Annotated in this window: 14 protein-coding genes; 9 read left to right on the top strand and 5 right to left on the bottom strand. The window is 57.7% G+C overall.

Features of this window, described 5'->3' with window-relative positions; all coding sequences use genetic code 11:
* Window positions 1-260: 260 nt before the first annotated feature.
* Both pulA and gspB read left to right on the top strand, forming a co-directional pair.
* On the top strand, window positions 261-3,542 hold the full coding sequence (gene pulA / locus HF679_RS14130; protein WP_187042142.1) for a pullulanase-type alpha-1,6-glucosidase: 3,282 nt from the start codon (window positions 261-263) through the stop codon (window positions 3,540-3,542).
* Between the two features lie 97 nt (window positions 3,543-3,639).
* Complete coding sequence (gene gspB / locus HF679_RS14125) at window positions 3,640-4,197, top strand: type II secretion system assembly factor GspB (RefSeq protein ID WP_370453892.1); 558 nt, start codon at window positions 3,640-3,642, stop codon at window positions 4,195-4,197.
* Between the two features lie 40 nt (window positions 4,198-4,237).
* On the opposite strand, the gene gspS is transcribed toward gspB, so the two are convergent.
* A complete protein-coding gene (gene gspS, locus HF679_RS14120) occupies window positions 4,238-4,612 on the bottom strand; it encodes a type II secretion system pilot lipoprotein GspS (RefSeq protein WP_123757429.1) in 375 nt (124 codons plus the stop codon).
* 586 nt (window positions 4,613-5,198) lie between these two features.
* Between gspS and mrcB the strand changes: the two genes are divergently transcribed.
* The 5 genes from mrcB to fhuB all read left to right on the top strand — a co-directional run bounded on the left by mrcB (window position 5,199) and on the right by fhuB (window position 13,903).
* Window positions 5,199-7,751: a bifunctional glycosyl transferase/transpeptidase gene (mrcB, locus tag HF679_RS14115; RefSeq protein WP_123757427.1), complete on the top strand. Its 2,553-nt coding sequence runs from the start codon at window positions 5,199-5,201 to the stop codon at window positions 7,749-7,751.
* A gap of 231 nt (window positions 7,752-7,982) precedes the next feature.
* Window positions 7,983-10,190: a ferrichrome porin FhuA gene (gene fhuA / locus HF679_RS14110; RefSeq protein WP_123757426.1), complete on the top strand. Its 2,208-nt coding sequence runs from the start codon at window positions 7,983-7,985 to the stop codon at window positions 10,188-10,190.
* A gap of 46 nt (window positions 10,191-10,236) precedes the next feature.
* Complete coding sequence (gene fhuC / locus HF679_RS14105) at window positions 10,237-11,034, top strand: Fe3+-hydroxamate ABC transporter ATP-binding protein FhuC (RefSeq protein WP_123757697.1); 798 nt, start codon at window positions 10,237-10,239, stop codon at window positions 11,032-11,034.
* A complete protein-coding gene (fhuD, locus tag HF679_RS14100; RefSeq protein ID WP_123757425.1) occupies window positions 11,034-11,924 on the top strand; it encodes a Fe(3+)-hydroxamate ABC transporter substrate-binding protein FhuD in 891 nt (296 codons plus the stop codon). Before fhuC ends, fhuD begins: the two co-directional genes overlap by 1 nt.
* Window positions 11,921-13,903 carry a Fe(3+)-hydroxamate ABC transporter permease FhuB gene (gene fhuB, locus HF679_RS14095; protein ID WP_187042140.1) on the top strand — a complete coding sequence of 661 codons (1,983 nt, stop codon included), beginning with the start codon at window positions 11,921-11,923 and terminating at the stop codon, window positions 13,901-13,903. The genes fhuD and fhuB overlap by 4 nt, the downstream gene beginning before the upstream one ends.
* A gap of 45 nt (window positions 13,904-13,948) precedes the next feature.
* On the opposite strand, the gene hemL is transcribed toward fhuB, so the two are convergent.
* Window positions 13,949-15,229: a glutamate-1-semialdehyde 2,1-aminomutase gene (gene hemL, locus HF679_RS14090; protein WP_123757423.1), complete on the bottom strand. Its 1,281-nt coding sequence runs from the start codon at window positions 15,227-15,229 to the stop codon at window positions 13,949-13,951.
* Window positions 15,230-15,407: 178 nt separating this feature from the next.
* On the opposite strand from hemL, the gene clcA reads away from it, so the two are divergent.
* Window positions 15,408-16,826: a H(+)/Cl(-) exchange transporter ClcA gene (gene clcA, locus HF679_RS14085; RefSeq protein WP_123757696.1), complete on the top strand. Its 1,419-nt coding sequence runs from the start codon at window positions 15,408-15,410 to the stop codon at window positions 16,824-16,826.
* Window positions 16,827-16,907: 81 nt separating this feature from the next.
* Entirely contained in the window at window positions 16,908-17,252 is a 345-nt protein-coding gene (erpA, locus tag HF679_RS14080; RefSeq protein WP_123757422.1) for an iron-sulfur cluster insertion protein ErpA, read from the top strand.
* Between the two features lie 57 nt (window positions 17,253-17,309).
* On the opposite strand, the gene HF679_RS14075 is transcribed toward erpA, so the two are convergent.
* From HF679_RS14075 to mtnN, 3 genes are all read right to left on the bottom strand, one after another.
* A complete protein-coding gene (locus HF679_RS14075; RefSeq protein WP_123757421.1) occupies window positions 17,310-17,933 on the bottom strand; it encodes a TRIC cation channel family protein in 624 nt (207 codons plus the stop codon).
* A 130-nt stretch (window positions 17,934-18,063) separates the two neighbouring features.
* A complete protein-coding gene (gene btuF / locus HF679_RS14070; RefSeq protein WP_123757420.1) occupies window positions 18,064-18,864 on the bottom strand; it encodes a vitamin B12 ABC transporter substrate-binding protein BtuF in 801 nt (266 codons plus the stop codon).
* Window positions 18,857-19,555 (bottom strand): 5'-methylthioadenosine/S-adenosylhomocysteine nucleosidase, encoded by a 699-nt coding sequence (mtnN, locus tag HF679_RS14065; protein WP_123757419.1) that lies wholly within the window; start codon window positions 19,553-19,555, stop codon window positions 18,857-18,859. Before mtnN ends, btuF begins: the two co-directional genes overlap by 8 nt.
* Window positions 19,556-19,618: the final 63 nt, after the last annotated feature.

Genomic DNA, 19,618 nt, shown 5'->3' with positions numbered 1-19,618 from the left:
CTACCTGTATTGGTGGGTGATTTTTTTATATTGCGAGCTGGTATTTCGAGAAACCGAACGGGTCGTCGCGAATCATAATGAGTTTCGCGATCGGGGTCGTCATTCCCTTTTTATTTTTACTCCCCCGGCCGCCTACGCCCCCCCATTAATTGTTAATGGATGATTGAACCGGAGAAAACAAAAATATCTAATTGCGACGCTTCACAGATAAACATCTTTCTTACCCTCCATAAATTATTAAGCATATTAGGGACTATCGAATGCTCAGATATACCTGTAATGCCCTATTCCTTGGCTCGTTGATTTTACTTAGCGGCTGCGATAATAGTTCTTCATCTTCTTCCTCTGGCTCACCTGATAACCCTGGCAATCCTGATAATCAGGATGTCGTTGTCCGTTTACCCGATGTGGCGGTGCCTGGCGAAGCCGCCACGGCGACGGCGAACCAGGCGGTCATCCACCTGGTCGATATCGCGGGTATCACCGGAACGGGCACGGTGGATTACAGCAGTAAGAACCTCTATCTCTGGAATAATGAAACCTGCGACGCGTTAAGCTCGCCAGTTGCCGACTGGAATGACGTCAGCACCACCCCGGCCGGTAGCGATAAATACGGCCCGTACTGGGTTATTCCGCTGAATAAAGAGAGCGGTTGTATCAACGTCATCGTCCGGGATGGCACCAACAAACTGATCGACAGCGATCTGCAGGTCTCGTTTGGTGACTTTACCGATCGTACGGTCTCGGTCATTGCCGGCAGCGGCACGCTCTACGACTCCCGCGCCGAGGCGTTTCGCGCAGCCTTCGGCGTGGCGCTTGCCGAAGCCCACTGGGTCGATAAAACGACGCTGCTGTGGCCGGCGGGTGAAGATAAACCCATCGTGCGGTTGTACTACAGCCACAGCAGCAAAGTGGCGGCGGATAGCGAAGGGAAATTTACCGACAGCTACCTGAAGCTGACGCCAACCACCATCAGCCAGCAGGTCAGCATGCGCTTCCCGCAGCTTTCCGGCTATGCGGCGTTTAAGTTGCCGGATGACGCCAAAACCGATGAGCTGCTGCAAGGCGAAACCGTGGCGATTGCCGCGGAGGAAGATGGGGTGCTGATCTCTGCCACCCAGGTTCAAACGGCAGGCGTGCTGGATGATACCTATGCGTCGGCAGCCGAAGCGCTGAGCTACGGCGCGCAGATTGAGAGCGGCGGGGTCAATTTCCGCCTGTGGGCGCCGACCGCGCAGCAGGTCGATCTGGTTATCTACAGTGCCGACAAAAAAGTGCTGGCCAGCCATCCGATGACCCGCGACAGCGCCTCCGGCTCCTGGGCGTGGCAGGGCGGCAGCGACCTGAAAGGGGCGTTCTACCGCTATGCGCTGACGGTCTACCATCCGCAGTCGCGGCAGGTTGAGCAGTACGAAGTCACCGACCCGTACTCCCATAGCCTGTCGACGAACTCGGAATACAGTCAGGTCGTTGACCTTAACGACAGCGATCTCAAGCCGGAAGGCTGGGATAGCCTGGCGATGCCTCATGCCCAGAAAACCAAGGCCGACCTCGCCAAAATGACGATCCATGAATCGCATATTCGCGATCTGTCTGCCTGGGATCAGACCGTGCCGGCCGAGCTGCGCGGTAAATATCTCGCGCTCACCGCGCAGGACAGCAATATGGTGCAGCATCTGAAAAAGCTCTCCAGCGCAGGGGTGACCCACGTTGAGCTGCTGCCGGTCTTCGATCTGGCGACGGTTAATGAGTTCAGCGATAAAGTCGCCGATATTCAGCAACCGTTCAGCCATCTGTGCGAGGTGAACAGCGCGGTGAAGAGCAGCGAATTTGCCGGCTATTGCGCAAGCGGTTCCACCGTTGAAGAGGTGCTCAACCAGCTGAAGCAGAACGACAGTCAGGACAATCCGCAGGTGCAGGCTTTGAATACGCTGGTGGCGCAGACGGACTCCTATAACTGGGGTTACGATCCGTTCCACTATACGGTGCCGGAAGGATCGTATGCGACCAACCCGGAAGGAACCACGCGTATTAAAGAGTTCCGCACCATGATTCAGGCGATCAAGCAGGATCTGGGGATGAACGTCATTATGGACGTCGTGTATAACCATACCAATGCTGCGGGGCCAACTGACCGCACATCGGTGCTGGATAAAATTGTCCCCTGGTACTATCAGCGTCTCAACGAAACCACCGGTAGCGTTGAGTCGGCGACCTGCTGCTCGGATTCTGCGCCGGAGCACCGCATGTTTGCCAAGCTGATCGCCGATTCTCTGGCGGTATGGACCACCGACTATAAGATCGACGCCTTCCGTTTCGACTTAATGGGCTACCACCCGAAAGCGCAGATTCTGTCGGCGTGGGATCGCGTGAAAGCGTTAAATCCGGATATCTACTTCTTCGGTGAAGGCTGGGATTCAAGCCAGGGCGACCGCTTTGATATCGCGTCGCAAATCAACCTGAAAGGAACCGGCATCGGGACCTTCTCCGATCGCCTGCGTGACGCGGTGCGTGGCGGTGGTCCATTTGACTCCGGCGATGCGCTGCGTCAGAACCAGGGTATCGGCAGCGGTGCCGGGATCCTGCCTAACGAGCTGACCCAGCAGAGTGAAGACGATGCGCGCCACCTGGCGGATCTGACCCGCCTCGGCATGGCCGGCAACCTCGCCGACTTTATCCTGATTGATAAAGACGGTGCGGTGAAAAAAGGCAGCGAGATTGACTACAACGGCGCGCCTGGCGGCTATGCGGCTGACCCGACGGAAGTGGTTAACTATGTCTCCAAGCATGATAACCAAACCCTGTGGGATATGATCACCTACAAAGCCGCGCAGCAGGCCGATCTGAATACCCGGGTGCGGATGCAGGCGGTATCGCTGGCGACGGTGATGCTGGGTCAGGGGATTGCTTTCGATCAGCAAGGTTCGGAACTGCTGCGCTCGAAATCCTTCACCCGCGATTCCTATGACTCCGGCGATTGGTTTAACCGCGTGGATTACGCGATGCAGGATAATAACTTTAACGTCGGGATGCCGCGCAGCAGCGACGATGGTGATAACTACGACCTGATTTCCCGCGTGAAAGAGATGGTCGCCACGCCGGGCGAGGCGGAACTGCAGCAGATGACCGCTTTCTATCAGGAGCTGACTCAGCTGCGTAAATCCTCCCCGCTGTTTACTTTAGGTGACGGAAGCGCGGTCATGAAGCGCGTTGATTTCCGCAACACCGGACCTGAACAGCTGGCTGGTCTGCTGATCATGACAATCGACGATGGCGTGCAGGCGGGGACGAGCCTTGATAGTCGGGTGGATGGCCTGGTGGTGGCGATTAACGCCGCACCTGAAAGCCGGACTCTCGATGACTTTGCCGGTGAGAATCTGCAACTGAGCGCCATTCAACAGGCGGCTGGTGACGCTTCGCTGGCGAGCGGCGTGGAGATTGCCGCCAATGGCGCGATTACGCTGCCAGCCTGGTCCGTGGTGGTTCTGGAAAAACCGCAGGGCGATGCCCAGGGAACTGGCCTGCCGGTGAGCAGTAAGTAATGCAGTAACCTGGGGGCAGCTTGCAACGTGTTGCAAACTGCGCCAGATAGCCCGGCGATCGTTGCCGGGCTATCGTTTTAGCGATTAAGGAGAGCCTGTGGTCGTGCCTGATGAGAAAACCTGTCGTGTGCCTGCGTTACTGGCGCCTGAGGCGGAGGAACCGCCGCTGGTGGTCGGGCGTATGGTGCAGGTGCCGTACCTGACCGTGCCGGTCTATGCGGTGCTGCTGATTGCCCTCGGCTGGTTTGCGGGCGAGCAGTGGCGCAATACCGCTGTGGCGCCAGCGTTGATGGTGCCGGTGGCGCATGCGGCGCTGGTTCCGATGACACATCCAGCGCCGAAAACGCGTCAGCCGCAGCCGGCTCCGTCACCTGAGAAAACGCCACCACAACCGCAGACGGAGCGCATTGTTGAGGATGATAATCTGCCGGCGCTACGCTACAGCGCACATGTCTACGCCTCATCAGCGGATAAGCGCAGTATCGTGTTAAATGGTCAATCCTGGAAAGAGGGGGAGTCGCCGCTGCCAAACCTGGTGATCGAGCAGATTCAGCAAGATGTCACGCTGTTCAGCTTTAACGGCAAAACGTTCACCCTGGCGGCGTTGGACGACTGGCCAGGAGGCATTATTGAAGAGAGTCCGCAAGGGGAATAAATCGGCGCGAAATAAAAAACAATTTACTTATATCGGCATTTTATTGCTGACGTAGGCTGGCAATAAACGGTGCGAGCTGACGATTAAATTGGTTGCACTTAGTGGTTTCCGGCGTACTGTCCTGCTGGAGTTGTTGGTACATTTGCGTGCTGCGCTGGCTAAGCGTGGCGTAATCAATATTATCCCATCCCCTTTTTTTACCGACATTCCACGCGGCGCGATCGATAGTTTCATCCGCCGGGAGATCGCTTCGGCTGCATTTGTTTTTCAGATAGCGCGCACCGGCCGCCACCGAGGAGAGCTGCTCCAGCTGGGCTTCATTGCTGACGGTGGGACTGAGCGTAGACGAACGGTTCTGCTGGCAACCTGCCAGCGCGCTAATCATCAGAAGCGGAAATATAATGGAAGTTCGCATAATATATTAAACAGGTCAGGTTAACTGGCTGACAGTTTAACAAATATTTCCAGGCTGTCATCAGGAAATATTATTATATATATTTGTTAAGGCGCTCTCATTTTTATCCCTGAATGGCTTAAAGTTTCGCTTTACTTCTGGCCGAATATTACCGGCGACTATCTGAATATAATATTTAACGGCGGCGCCGTTTTTAGCGACCGGCAGCGTCCGGGTGGTATGCCGCGATGATGTACTGCCTGTAATATTTTTATGTTATTAAAAAACATAATATTTTCGATTTTGTCACGCTATGAGGGCGTAAAATGCTGGTTAAGCCAGCTCCGGTTTAGTGCTATCCTGTGTGGCCTGGACTATTCGTGCTATGGCCCTAAATTTTTGTCAGGCGTTGTGCGTAACATGATGATTTATTTTATGAATAATGAAATTAAGGCTTAAGCTTACATCATGACCACGCCGAAATACTGAGCTGGTCGCCTGCAGGTGTAAGCACCCCCGGGCGTGAATTTGAGAGATATCTTCTTCCTCTCTCAAGAGGAAGCATTGAGAATCAGGCTTTTACGCCTGAAAGTTGCGGAGAAAAAGCATGGCGGGAGATGACCGCGAGCCTATCGGACGTAAGGGAAAAGCCCCGCGTCCGGCAAAACAAAAAGTGACTCGTCGTCGGGTTCGGGATGAGGACTATGACGACGATTACGATGATGATTATGAGGACGAAGAGCCAATGCCAAAGAAAGCAAAAGGCAAAGGTAACAAGCCTCGCCGTAAACATACCTGGCTGTGGCTGTTGTTCAAGCTGGGTATCGTCGTGGCGGTACTGGTTGCGGCTTATGGCGTCTATCTCGATCAGAAAATCCGTAGCCGCATCGACGGTAAAGTCTGGGAGCTTCCGGCAGCAGTGTATGGCCGGATGGTTAACCTCGAACCGGATATGCAGGTCAGCAAAAACGAGATGGTGCGTCTGCTGAATGCAACGCAGTATCGTCAGGTCAGTGCCATGACCCGCCCGGGTGAATATACCGTGCAGGCCAACAGCATTGAGATGATCCGCCGTCCGTTTGATTTCCCTGACAGTAAAGAAGGGCAGGTGCGCGCGCGTCTGACCTTTGACGGCGATCGCCTGGAAAAAATCGAGAATATGGAGAACAACCGCCAGTTCGGTTTCTTCCGTCTCGATCCGCGTCTGATCACCATGCTGCAGTCGGCCAATGGCGAACAGCGCCTGTTCGTGAAGCGCAGCGGCTTCCCGGACCTGCTGGTGGATACGCTGCTGGCGACCGAAGATCGTCATTTCTATGAGCATGACGGGATTAGCCTGTACTCGATCGGTCGTGCAGTGCTGGCGAACCTGACCGCAGGACGGACGGTGCAGGGGGCAAGTACCCTGACCCAGCAGCTGGTGAAAAACCTGTTCCTCTCCAGCGAACGTTCGTACTGGCGTAAGGCCAACGAAGCCTACATGGCGCTGATCGTCGATGCCCGTTACAGCAAGGACCGCATCCTTGAACTGTATATGAACGAGGTCTACCTCGGTCAGAGCGGCGACAACGAAATCCGTGGTTTCCCGCTGGCGAGCCTCTACTACTTTGGCCGTCCGGTCGAAGAGCTGAGCCTCGATCAGCAGGCGCTGCTGGTAGGGATGGTGAAAGGGGCGTCGATTTACAACCCATGGCGTAATCCAAAGCTGGCGCTGGAACGACGCAATCTGGTCCTGCGTTTACTGCAGCAGCAGAATGTTATCGACCAGGAACTGTATGACATGCTGAGCGCGCGTCCGTTGGGCGTGCAGCCGCGTGGCGGGGTGATCTCTCCGCAGCCGGCCTTTATGCAGATGGTGCGTCAGGAGCTGCAGGCGAAGCTGGGCGATAAGGTGAAAGATCTCTCCGGCGTGAAGATCTTTACCACCTTTGACTCGGTGGCGCAGGATGCGGCAGAAAAAGCGGCGATCGACGGTATTCCGGCATTGAAAAAGCAGCGTAAGCTGCCGGATCTGGAAACCGCGATGGTGGTGGTTGACCGCTTTACCGGTGAAGTCCGGGCGATGGTCGGCGGTGCGGAGCCGCAGTTTGCCGGCTATAACCGTGCGATGCAGGCGCGTCGTTCGATCGGTTCTCTGGCGAAGCCGGCGACCTATCTGACGGCATTAAGCCAGCCGAATCAGTATCGTCTGAACACCTCGATTGCTGATGCGCCGATTACCATTCGTCTGCCAAACGGCCAGACCTGGTCTCCGCAGAACGACGATCGTCGTTTCAGCGGCCAGGTCATGCTGGTGGACGCGCTGACGCGCTCGATGAACGTCCCGACCGTGAATCTGGGGATGGCGCTGGGCTTACCGGCGATCACCGATACCTGGGTCAAACTGGGGGTACCGAAAGAGCAGCTTAACCCGGTACCGGCGATGATTCTGGGGGCGCTGAACCTGACGCCAATCGAAGTCGCCCAGGCGTTCCAGACGATCGCCAGCGGCGGTAACCGCGCGACGCTTTCAGCGCTGCGTTCGGTCATCGCGGAAGACGGCACCGTACTGTACCAGAGCTATCCGCAGGCAGAACGCGCGGTACCGGCTCAGGCGGCGTACATGACGCTGTGGACCATGCAGCAGGTTGTCCAGCGCGGGACCGGTCGTCAACTTGGCGCGAAGTATCCTGGCCTGCACCTGGCAGGGAAAACCGGGACCACCAACAATAACGTCGATACCTGGTTTGCCGGCATCGACGGAAGTCAGGTGACGATTACCTGGGTGGGACGCGATAACAACCAGCCGACCAAGCTGTACGGCGCCAGCGGCGCAATGTCGATTTACCAGCGCTATCTGGCCAATCAGACGCCGACGCCGTTGACGCTGACGGCGCCGGAAGATGTGGTTGATATGGGTGTCGACAGCAGCGGTAACTTCCTGTGCAGCGGTGGGGTCCGTTCGCTTCCGGTCTGGACCACTACGCCGGATGCGTTGTGCCGCCAGGGCGAGCAGATGCAACAGCAGCAGCTGGAGCAACAGCAGCAGAACAATCCGTTTAATCAGTCCGGACAGCAGCAACAGCAGCAGCCGGCAACACAGCAGCAGCAACAGCCGCCGAAGCAGGAAAAGAGCGATGGTGTAGCGGGCTGGATTAAGGACATGTTCGGCAGCAACTGATTGTCCGCCTGACCAGGCCCTCTGATGCGAAAGTATCAGAGGGTTTTTTTATTTCCGCACATTAGTTAACAGTCACTTAACCCCACAATAACTGCCTGGTTATTATTTCATCCTTCGGTATTCAGAGCGGCCATATTGCTTGCCTTGCATTCGGCGTTTCGCCTATTATTGCATTGGTCATAATAATAATTCTCGTTTACGTTATCATTCACTTTCATCAGAGATATACCAATGGCGCGTCCAAAAACTGCTCAGCCAAATCACTCGCTGCGTAAAATCGCAGTCGTAGTAGCCACGGCGGTTAGCGGCATGTCTGTCTACGCACAGGCGGCAGTTGAACCGAATAAAGAAGAAACAATCACCGTTATCGCAGCTCCTGTTGACCAGGAAAGTGCCTGGGGTCCGGCACCGACGATCGCGGCTAAACGTTCAGCAACTGCCACCAAAACCGATACCCCAATCGAAAAAACACCGCAGTCTGTCTCCGTGGTGACCCGTGCTGAGATGGATATGAAGCAGCCGACGACGGTAAAAGAAGCGCTGGCCTATACGCCAGGCGTGTTCTCCACCCGCGGCAGCTCCACCACCTATGACGTGGTCTCTATTCGTGGTTTCACCACATCTTCAACGGTCAACACCAACCAGTATCTGGATGGCATGAAGCTGCAGGGTGATAACTACTCTGAAATGTCGATGGACCCTTACTTCCTCGAGCGCGTGGAACTGATGCGCGGTCCGACCTCCGTTCTTTATGGAAAGAGCAACCCGGGCGGCATCGTCAGCATGGTGAGCAAGCGCCCGACCACTGAACCGCTGAAAGAAGTGCAGTTCAAAATGGGCACCGATAATCTGTGGCAGACCGGCTTTGACTTCAGCGATGCCATCGATGACGACGGCGTGTGGTCCTACCGCCTGACCGGTTTAGGCCGCAGCCAGGATGCGCAGCAGCAGATGGCAAAATCGACCCGCTACGCGGTCGCGCCGTCCTTTAGCTGGCGTCCGGATGATAAAACCGATTTCACCTTCCTGAGCAACTTCCAGAACGATCCGGATGCGGGTTACTACGGCTGGTTGCCTCGCGAAGGGACCGTGGTGCCGTATTACGACGCCAACGGCAATGCGCATAAACTGCCGACGGATTACAACGAAGGTGAGCCGGATAACAAGATGTCCCGCCGCCAGAAGATGGTCGGCTACAGCTTCTCGCATCAGTTTGATGACACCTTCACCGTACGTCAGAACCTGCGCTATGCGGAAGTGAATACTCTGTATCGCTCAGTCTATGGTAACGGCTACGTCGCGCCGGGTCAGATCAGCCGTGCCTATGTGCGTTCGGATGAAAACCTGAACACTTTCACAGTGGATAATCAGCTGCAGTCCAAATTCGCGACAGGCCCGGTCGATCACACGCTGCTGACCGGTGTCGATTACATGCGTATGCGTAACGACATAGACGCAGACTACGGTTCTGCCAGCTCGATCGACATGCAGAACCCTCAGTATGGTAATCCGAACATCAATGTGACCTTCCCGTATGCGGTGCTGAATCGCCAGGAGCAAACCGGGGCGTACGTTCAGGATCAAGCGGAGTGGGATAAGTGGGTACTCACCCTCGGCGGTCGTTATGATTACGCTAAATCTTCTACGCTGACCCGTTCAACCAACACGACTGCTGAAGTGAACGACCATAAGTTCACTTGGCGCGGTGGTCTGAACTACCTGTTCGACAACGGGATATCCCCTTACTTCAGCTACAGCGAATCTTTTGAGCCTGTTTCTGGCGCGACAAAAGAGGGAAAACCGTTTGACCCATCTATGGGCAAACAGTACGAAGCTGGCGTGAAGTACGTGCCGAAAGATATGCCAGTTGTGCTAACTGCCGCTGTGTATCAACTGACCAAAGATGGCAACCTGACGGCTGACCCAAGCGCACCGACCAGTGGCTTCAGTGTTCAGGGTGGCGAAATCCGCTCTCGTGGTGTTGAGCTGGAAGCAAAAGCGGCGGTGAACGCCAACGTTAACGTAACCGCGTCGTACACTTTCACAGATGCCAAATACACGCATGATACTTGGTATGAAGGCAAACGCCCGGCAGAAATCCCACGCAACATGGCTTCTCTGTGGGCGGATTACACCTTCCACGAAACAGCGCTCAGCGGTTTGACCATTGGCGCAGGCACCCGCTACATTGGCAACACCGTCAGCTACTACTCGGCGAACTCGCCGAAAGCGTATGAATCGTTCAACGTAGCGGGTTATATGCTGGCAGATGCGACGGTGAAATACGATCTGGCCCGTTTTGGCCTGCCGGGATCGTCCATCGGTGTGAATGTGGCCAACCTGTTCGATCGTGAATACGTCTCCAGCTGCTACAGCGAGTATGCATGCTACTGGGGCGCAGGTCGTCAGGTCGTTGCGACCGGAACCTTCCGTTTCTAATCACTTAATGGGCGCGGTTCGCCGCGCCTTTCACCAGGTCGCCGCTATGCAGGAACAGACTCCGCACACCGATACCACGTTCTCACTGAACCGCGTCACCTTTCGCGTACCAGGCCGTACGCTGCTGCATCCTCTCTCCTTAACGTTCCCGGCTGGAAAAGTGACGGGCCTGATTGGCCATAACGGATCCGGCAAATCCACACTGCTGAAAATGCTGGGTCGCCATCAGCCGCCTTCGGAAGGGGATGTGCTGCTGGACGGGCAACCGCTGGATAGCTGGAGCAGCAAAGCCTTTGCCCGCAAAGTCGCCTACTTACCGCAGCAGCTGCCGCCGGCAGAAGGGATGACGGTACGTGAGCTGGTGGCTATTGGTCGCTATCCGTGGCACGGCGCGTTGGGGCGTTTCGGCAGCGCCGATCGGGAGAAGGTGGAAGAAGCGATTGCGCTGGTAGGTCTCAAACCGCTGGCGCACCGGCTGGTGGACAGCCTCTCCGGAGGCGAACGCCAACGTGCGTGGATTGCCATGCTGGTAGCCCAGGACAGCCGTTGTTTGTTGCTGGATGAACCTACCTCAGCGCTGGATATTGCCCATCAGGTTGATGTGCTCGCGCTGGTGCACCGTCTGAGCCAGCAGCGCGGCTTAACGGTGATTGCGGTTCTGCATGATATTAATATGGCCGCCCGGTATTGCGATTATCTGGTCGCCTTACGCGGTGGTGAGATGATTGCCCAGGGCACGCCGGCGGAGCTGATGCGTAGCGAAACGCTGGAGCAAATCTACGGTATCCCTATGGGCATTCTGCCGCATCCGGCGGGTAACGCGCCGGTAAGTTTTGTGTATTGATGGATAAGACCCATTTCCACACGCGCCGTCGGCTGTTGACGGCGATGGCCCTGTCGCCCCTGCTGTGGCAGATGCGGCACGCGCAGGCTACGGCTATCGACCCGCAGCGCATAGTGGCGCTGGAGTGGCTGCCGGTAGAGCTGCTGCTGGCGCTCGGCGTGACGCCCTACGGCGTGGCCGATATTCCGAACTATAACCTGTGGGTGAACGAGCCCGCGTTACCTGCCTCGGTGATCGATGTTGGTTTGCGCACGGAGCCGAACCTTGAGCTGCTGACGCAGATGAAACCGTCGTTTATCTTCTGGTCGGCAGGCTACGGGCCGTCGGCGGAGAAGCTGGCGCGTATCGCTCCGGGGCAAGGCTTCACCTTCAGCGACGGCAAACGCCCGCTGCTGATGGCCCAGAAATCCCTTAACGAGATGGCCGAACTGATTGGCCGACAGCAGGAGGCGAAACGCCACCTGGCTGAATTTGATGCGCTGATGGAGAGCCTGCGTCCGCGGTTTGCTCAGCGCGGCGATCGCCCGCTGCTGATGATCACCTTGCTGGATCCTCGCCACGTGCTGGTTTTCGGGGACAACTGCCTGTTCCAGGAGGTACTCGATCGCTTTGGCATTAAAAACGCCTGGCGCGGCGAGACCACCTTCTGGGGGAGCGTCAGCGTCGGGATCGATCGGCTGGCGGCTTACAAAGAGGCGGATGTGATCTGCTTTGACCATGGTAATCAGGCCGAGATGGCGCAACTGATGGCTACGCCGCTGTGGCGGGCGATGCCGTTTGTCCGCGAAGGACGTTTCCAGCGCGTACCGGCGGTCTGGTTCTATGGCGCAACGCTGTCGGCGATGCATTTCGCCCGCGTGCTGGCGGATGCCCAGGGAGGCGCGGCGTGAGATCGCGAATTTCTCCTCTGACGGCGCTGCTGCTGGCGGTACTGGTGGTTGCGGCTTTCAGCCTCAGCCTGTTCAATCTTCATGCTGCGTTGCCGCAAAGCCAGTGGTGGCAGGCGTTACGGCAGCCGGATATCGATAATATTGCCCAGATGCTGTTCCACTACAGCCTGCTGCCGAGGCTGGCGGTATCGCTGCTGGTTGGCGCCGGGCTGGGGCTGGTCGGCGTATTGTTCCAGCAGGTGCTGCGCAACCCGCTGGCGGAACCGACCACTCTCGGGGTGGCCACCGGCGCTCAACTGGGGATGACGGTGACGACGCTCTGGGCGATCCCCGGCGTACTGGCGTCGCAGTTTGCCGCGCTGGCGGGGGCCTGCCTGGTCGGGGCGCTGGTGTTCGGCGTCTCCTGGGGCAAGCGGCTCTCGCCGGTGACCCTGATTCTTGCCGGCCTGGTGGTCAGCCTTTACTGCGGGGCGCTGAATCAACTGATGGTGATTTTCCATCACGATCAGCTGCAGAGTATGTTCCTGTGGAGCACGGGTACGCTGACGCAAACCGACTGGAGCGTGGTGCAACGGCTGTGGCCGCAATTGCTCGGCGGCGCCATTTTAACCCTGTTGCTGCTGCGCCCGCTGACGCTGATGGGGCTGGATGATGGCGTGGCGCGTAACCTCGGGCTGGCGCTGTCGCTGGCGCGTCTGGCAACGCTGACGCTGGCGATTGTCATCAGCGCCTTGCTGGTGAACGCGGTGGGGATTATCGGCTTTATCGGCCTGTTTGCGCCGCTGCTGGCGAAAATGCTCGGCGCCCGTCGCCTGCTGTCGCGTCTACTGCTGGCGGCGCTGATTGGCGCCCTCATTCTGTGGCTGTCGGACCAGCTCATTCTGTGGCTGACCCGGGTGTGGATGGAAGTCTCAACCGGTTCGGTGACGGCGCTGATCGGTGCGCCGTTGCTGCTGTGGCTGCTGCCGCGACTGCGCAGCATCAGCGCGCCGGTGATGAATGTCGGCGACAAGGCGCTGGTCGAACGGCAAAACGTGCAGTGGTTTGCTCTCGGTGGCCTGGTGATTCTGCTGCTGGCGATCGTCGTTGCCCTGACATTTGGCCGGGATGCGCAGAGCTGGCACTGGGCGAGCGGTTCACTGTTGGATCAGCTGATGCCGTGGCGCTGGCCGCGGGTGTTTGCCGCGCTGTTCGCCGGGGTGATGCTGGCGGTCGCCGGCTGTATTATCCAGCGCCTGACCGGCAACCCGATGGCAAGCCCGGAAGTGCTGGGGATCAGCTCCGGCGCGGCGTTCGGGATTGTCATGATGCTGTTTTTTGTCCCTGGCAACGCGTTTGGCTGGCTGCTGCCCGCCGGGAGCCTGGGAGCGGCGGTGACGCTGCTGGTGATCCTGATTGCCGCCGGACGCGGTGGCTTCTCGCCGCACCGGATGCTGCTGGCGGGGATGGCGCTCAGCACCGCCTTCACCATGCTGTTGATGATGCTGCAGGCCAGCGGCGATCCGCGGATGGCGCAGATCCTGACGTGGATCTCCGGGTCGACCTACAGCGCTACGCCGGAGATGGTGCTGTGCAGCGGTATCGCGATGGTCGTGCTGCTGGCGCTGGCGCCGCTGTGCCGACGCTGGATGACCATTCTATCGTTAGGCGGTGAAGCGGCGCGTGCGGTGGGCATGGCGCTGACCCCGTCACGCATTGGCCTGCTGATGCTGGCCGCGTGCCTGACGGCAACCGCTACGCTGACGATCGGCCCGTTGAGTTTTGTCGGCCTGATGGCGCCGCATATTGCGCGCATGATGGGATTCCGCCGCACGATGCCGCAGATGGTGGTATCCGGATTGATTGGGGGTCTGCTGCTGGTCTTTGCCGATTGGTGCGGGCGGATGATGATGTTCCCGTATCAGATCCCAGCCGGTCTGCTGTCGACCTTTATCGGTGCGCCGTACTTTATCTATTTGCTGAGAAAGCAGAGCCGCTAAGATATTCCCCGGCGCCGGGTTCCGTGCGCCGGGGATAAAACACGATTACAGCTGCGCGAAAGCGCGGCGTGCGGCGGCGATGGTATCGTTGATATCTTCGACGCTGTGAGCCACGGACATAAAGCCCGCTTCAAACGCCGACGGCGCCAGATAGACCCCTTCTTCCAGCATCAGATGGAAGAAACGCTTAAAGCGCTCAACGTCGCATTTCAGCACATCCTGATAGCTGGTGACCGTTTCGGCATCGGTGAAGAAGATGCCGAACATCCCGCCTACGTTGTTGACCACCAGCGGAATACCCGCGTCGCGAGCTGCATCCAGCAGTCCCTGAGCCAGCTGGTTGGTCAAATCCGTCAGCGTTTCGTGAACGCCCGGCTGCGCCACTTCGCTTAAGCAGGCAAAGCCGGCGGCCATGGCAATCGGGTTACCGGAGAGGGTCCCGGCCTGATAAACCGGACCGGTCGGGGCCAGGGCATCCATAACGTCGCGACGGCCGCCAAATGCGCCGACCGGCATGCCGCCACCGATGATTTTGCCCAGGCAGGTCAGGTCCGGCACCACGTTATAGTGCGACTGGGCTCCCGCCAGCGCGACGCGGAAACCGGTCATCACTTCATCGATAATCAACAGCGCGCCAAATTCATCGCACAGCGCGCGCAGACCCGGCAGGAACTCAGGCAGCGGCGGGATGCAGTTCATGTTACCGGCAACCGGCTCCACGATAATGCAGGCGATCTCTTGCGGATACTGCTCGAACGCGGTGCGCACGGATGCCAGATCGTTGTAGGTGCAGGTCAGGGTATGTTTGGCGAAATCGGCCGGTACGCCTGGAGAGTTCGGCTGACCCAGCGTCAAAGCGCCAGATCCCGCTTTAACCAGCAGGCAGTCGGCGTGGCCGTGGTAGCAGCCTTCAAATTTGATGATCTTATCGCGGCCGGTAAAACCGCGGGCCAGGCGAATGGCGCTCATTGTCGCTTCGGTGCCGGAGTTCACCATACGCACCATATCCATGGTCGGGACCAGTTCCGTCACCAGCTCCGCCATTTTGACTTCCATCTCGGTCGGGGCGCCGAAGCTCAGACCGCGTTCTGCCGCTTCAATTACCGCGTTGCGAATCGCCGGATGGTTGTGGCCCAGCACCATCGGTCCCCAGGAACCGACATAATCGATATAAGCTTTACCATCGACATCATACAGTCTGGCGCCGTCAGCGCGTTCGATAAACAGCGGGGTGCCACCAACGCCGCTAAAGGCGCGTACCGGCGAGTTCACGCCGCCGGGGATGAGTTCACGTGCGGCGCTATAGAGTGTTTCAGATTTGCTCATTGCGATGATCCTGGTTCGTGATAAATGTTTTGCTGGTTATTCTAAGTTATTCCAGGATAGTTATGAAAGTTTTGCCCAATTGAAACAAAGCGCAGCCGATGAAATTTTTCCGCGACGCGAGACGTGCGGAAGGCTAAAATATCCACCTCGTATTTGTATGACTATTGACGATGAGAGTATGAAACTAGCAGCCTCAACTTTTGAAGCAAAACAAATCGTGCGCTTGCGTCGTGGCGATATGGTCCGTCGATTAGTTCAGCGCGACAAGACGCCGCTGGCCGTATTATTGATGGCCGCGGTGGTCGGAACCCTGGCAGGGCTGGTGGGGGTCGCGTTTGAAAAGAGCGTCACCTGGGTGCAGAACATGCGTATCGGTACCCTGGTGCAGGTTGCCGATCACTGGTTCCTGATTTGGCCGCTGGCCTTTATTTTTTCGGCGCTGTTGGCCATGGTCGGCTATTTCCTGGTGCGGCGTTTCGCGCCGGAAGCGGGAGGCTCCGGGATTCCGGAGATCGAAGGGGCGCTGGAAGAGCTGCGTCCGGTTCGCTGGTGGCGCGTGCTGCCGGTTAAATTTATCGGCGGCATGGGGACCCTGGGCGCCGGGATGGTTCTGGGTCGCGAAGGGCCGACGGTGCAGTTGGGCGGTAACGTCGGGCGCATGGTGCTGGATATCTTCCGCATGCGCAGTCCCGAAGCTCGCCATACGCTGCTGGCAACCGGGGCAGCGGCAGGTTTGTCCGCCGCCTTTAACGCGCCGCTGGCGGGGATCCTGTTCATTATTGAAGAGATGCGCCCGCAGTTCCGCTACAACCTGATTTCGATTAAAGCCGTCTTTACCGGCGTGATTATGTCGAGCATCGTATTTCGGGTGTTTAATGGCGAGTCGGCGCTCATCGAAGTCGGCAAGCTGAGTGATGCGCCGGTCAATACCCTGTGGCTGTACCTGATTCTGGGGATGATTTTTGGCTGCATCGGGCCGCTGTTTAACCGTCTGGTGTTGAGTACCCAGGATATGTTCCAGCGCTTCCACGGCGGCGACACCAAAAAGTGGGTGCTGATCGGTGGCGCCATCGGTGGGCTGTGCGGCGTGCTCGGGCTGATTCAGCCGGCGGCGTCGGGAGGTGGATTTAACCTGATTCCTATCGCCGCGGCGGGTAATTTCTCCGTTGGCCTGCTGTTATTTATCTTTGTTGCCCGCGTGATTACCACGTTGCTCTGCTTCTCTTCCGGCGCTCCTGGCGGTATTTTTGCGCCGATGCTGGCGTTGGGAACTCTGCTGGGAACGGCCTTCGGTATGGCGGTTACGCCGCTGCTGCCGGCCTATCATCTGGATGCCGGGACCTTTGCGATTGCCGGTATGGGCGCGCTGCTGGCGGCTTCCATTCGTGCGCCGCTGACCGGCATCGTGCTGGTGCTGGAGATGACGGATAACTATCAGCTCATTTTGCCAATGATTATTACCTGTCTTGGCGCAACACTACTGGCGCAATTCCTTGGTGGTAAGCCTTTGTATTCCACTATCCTTGAACGAACTCTGGAAAAGCAGGCCGCGGAGCAAGCGGCGAAAGCGCAGCAGGTTGCCGGGGAGAATACTTGAACGATTTACCAGGGTATTAGATAATGGCTCAAAAGGTCGGGTTATTCTTTAACCGACCAGAAGTATCAATGGGAGCATAAAATGAGTGATGACATCGCGTTGCCGCTGGAGTTTACTGAAGCCGCAGCCAAAAAAGTAAAATTCCTGATTGCCGATGAAGACAACCCGAACCTGAAGCTGCGTGTTTATATCACCGGTGGCGGTTGCAGTGGTTTCCAGTACGGCTTCACCTTTGACGATCAGGTTAACGAAGGTGATATGACCATTGAAAAACAGGGCGTTGGCCTGGTGGTCGATCCGATGAGCCTGCAGTATCTGGTCGGCGGCGCCGTCGATTACACTGAAGGTCTGGAAGGTTCGCGGTTTATCGTGACCAACCCGAATGCGAAGAGCACCTGCGGCTGCGGGTCTTCATTCAGCGTCTGATCCCGGCGTCTGATTCTCGCCCCGGCACAGGTTGCTGCCGGGGGAGAAAGTTCGCGTTTATCGTCCGTTCTCGTCGAGAGCAAACGTCGGCAGCTTCAGGTGCCAGCGGATAGCCGCAAGGCGAATGATCAGCGTGACCCCCATCCCCATCATCGCCGCGTTTTCCAGCGGAACATGAAACGTATCATAAGCGGTAGCATGAACGATCCCACCAGCAATACAGGCCGTGGCGTAGATTTCCGTACGTAGAATCATGGGAATTTCGCGAGCCAGCACGTCGCGAATGATCCCGCCGCCCACGCCGGTCACGACACCCATACAGATCGCCACCAGCGGTCCGCTATGCGCCAGAAAGGCTTTATTCACGCCAATGCCCACAAACACCGCCAGGCCAACGGCATCCAGCACCGGTAGGATCCATTTCGGCAGGCGGCGCGGCTGACGGACCAGCAAAATAGTCATCATGCTGGTGACCATAGCGACCACCAGGTCGGTGGGGTCTTTGACCCAGAATACCGGGCCGTTGGCGAGGGCCATATCACGAATCGTTCCGCCACCCACGGCGGTCACCACGCCAAGCACCAGTACGCCAAAAGGGTCCATACGGAGTTTACCGGCCAGCAGTACGCCCGAGATTGCAAATACGGCGGTGCCAATAATATCCAGCCAATAGACAAGCATCGTCAGTTCTCGTTTCGCGCCCGGTTCCTTAGGCTATTTTATTCATCATGGTGAATCCGGCGGCGTCCGCCTACCGTACCGATAAGGCGTAACGCTGCCGGGATGACGCTGTTGTACTGCGTAAACGGTGCTATTTGACCTGTTCGAGCGCAGTGCAGAGCTGTTTAGCGGCGAGGATAATACGCGGGCTTGCGCGTTCAAACCAGTCGCCATGCACTGCAATTGGGGTAATTTTTAACTGATTATGCCAGTAACGCTCGACGTCGGGGAGACGGCTGTCGTCACCGGCGATGACAATCGCCTGGGGCTGCCTTGCCAGAACCTGTTCGCGACTGACCTGTGGCCAGGGGACGGTACTGGAGGCGAAAATATTCTCACCACCGCAGAGGGTCAGGACCTGATCCTGAATGGAGCCCCGGCTGCTGGTAAACAGCGGGTTGGAGCCAAACTGCATGAAGACGCGCTTCTTTGGCGTGTTGGCGTAGCGCGTTTTGAGGGCCTCGTAGTCGTCCTGCATTTGCCGGGCGGCTTCACGAGCTTTTTCCGGCTGCGGGCTCCACTGCGCCAGCTGACGGATCGTCGCGATTATCTCTTCGATCGTCGAGGTGTTGACCCACAGCACTTTGATGCCTAACGCCTGCAGTTGATTCACCTGCCGCTCCGCGTTGCCGCCGCGCCAGGCAAGAATCAGATCGGGCTTCAGCGCGACGATCCGTTCCAGATTCATTCCCTGCCAGCTGGCGACCTGTTCGATAGCGCTGGCCTGCGGCGGATAATCGGAATAGCTGCTGACGGCAACCGGGGTGATCCCGGCAGCAAAGGCCAGCTCGGTATTGGACGGTGATAGCGTGATGACCCGCGGCGCGGCGAGGAGCCACGCCGGGACAAGCAACAGCAGGGCGCTAAGCGCCAGGGTGAGCGACTTAGCCACGTGCCAGATTCTGCACCAGCTTTTCCACCATCAGGGTGGACTGTTTCGCGGCGACGGCCAGGAACTCATCGAAGCTCAGATGAGACTGCTGGTCGGCGACATCGGAAATGGCACGCACGACCACAAAGGGGACGCCGAAGTTATGGCAGACATGCGCAATGGCGGTAGCTTCCATCTCGACCGCGACGGCCTGCGGGAAGTTGTGACGAATTTTCGCCAGCCCGACGGAACCGTTAATGAAGGCGTCGCCGCTGACGATCAGGCCGCGTACCGCGTTAAGATTCAGTGCTTCGATGCAGGTTTGCGCGGCGGCGATGAGCTTATCGTCGGCTTTGAAGCCGGCCGGGCAGCCCGGCAGCTGGCCATATTCGTAGCCAAATGCGGTGACGTCGGCATCGTGGTAGCGGGTTTCGTCGGAGATGACGATATCGCCCACTTTCAGCGTTGGCGCGAGGCCGCCAGCAGAACCGGTGTTGATGATCACGTCCGGCTTACAAATTTCCAGCAGCAGTGCGGCACCCATGGCGGCCGCCACTTTGCCAATTCCTGATTTTAACAGGGCAACATCGGTGCCGTTCAGCTGACCGGTGTAGATTTCGCTGCCGCCAAGCGCCAGGGTCTGGCGGTTTTCGATTTTGTCGCGCAGAAGGGTAACTTCTTCTTCCATAGCGCCAATAATGCCGATTTTCATAGATTTACTCGCGATGTGTCAGGTTTAGTTGCATAGTCTATCATGCACTCAGAAGGAAACGTT

The organism is Enterobacter sp. JUb54, from assembly GCF_014298075.1.
GTDB lineage: Bacteria > Pseudomonadota > Gammaproteobacteria > Enterobacterales > Enterobacteriaceae > Klebsiella > Klebsiella lignicola.
The sequence above is the reverse complement of the archived record's forward strand: the minus strand, read 5'-3'. Positions and strand labels throughout refer to the sequence as shown.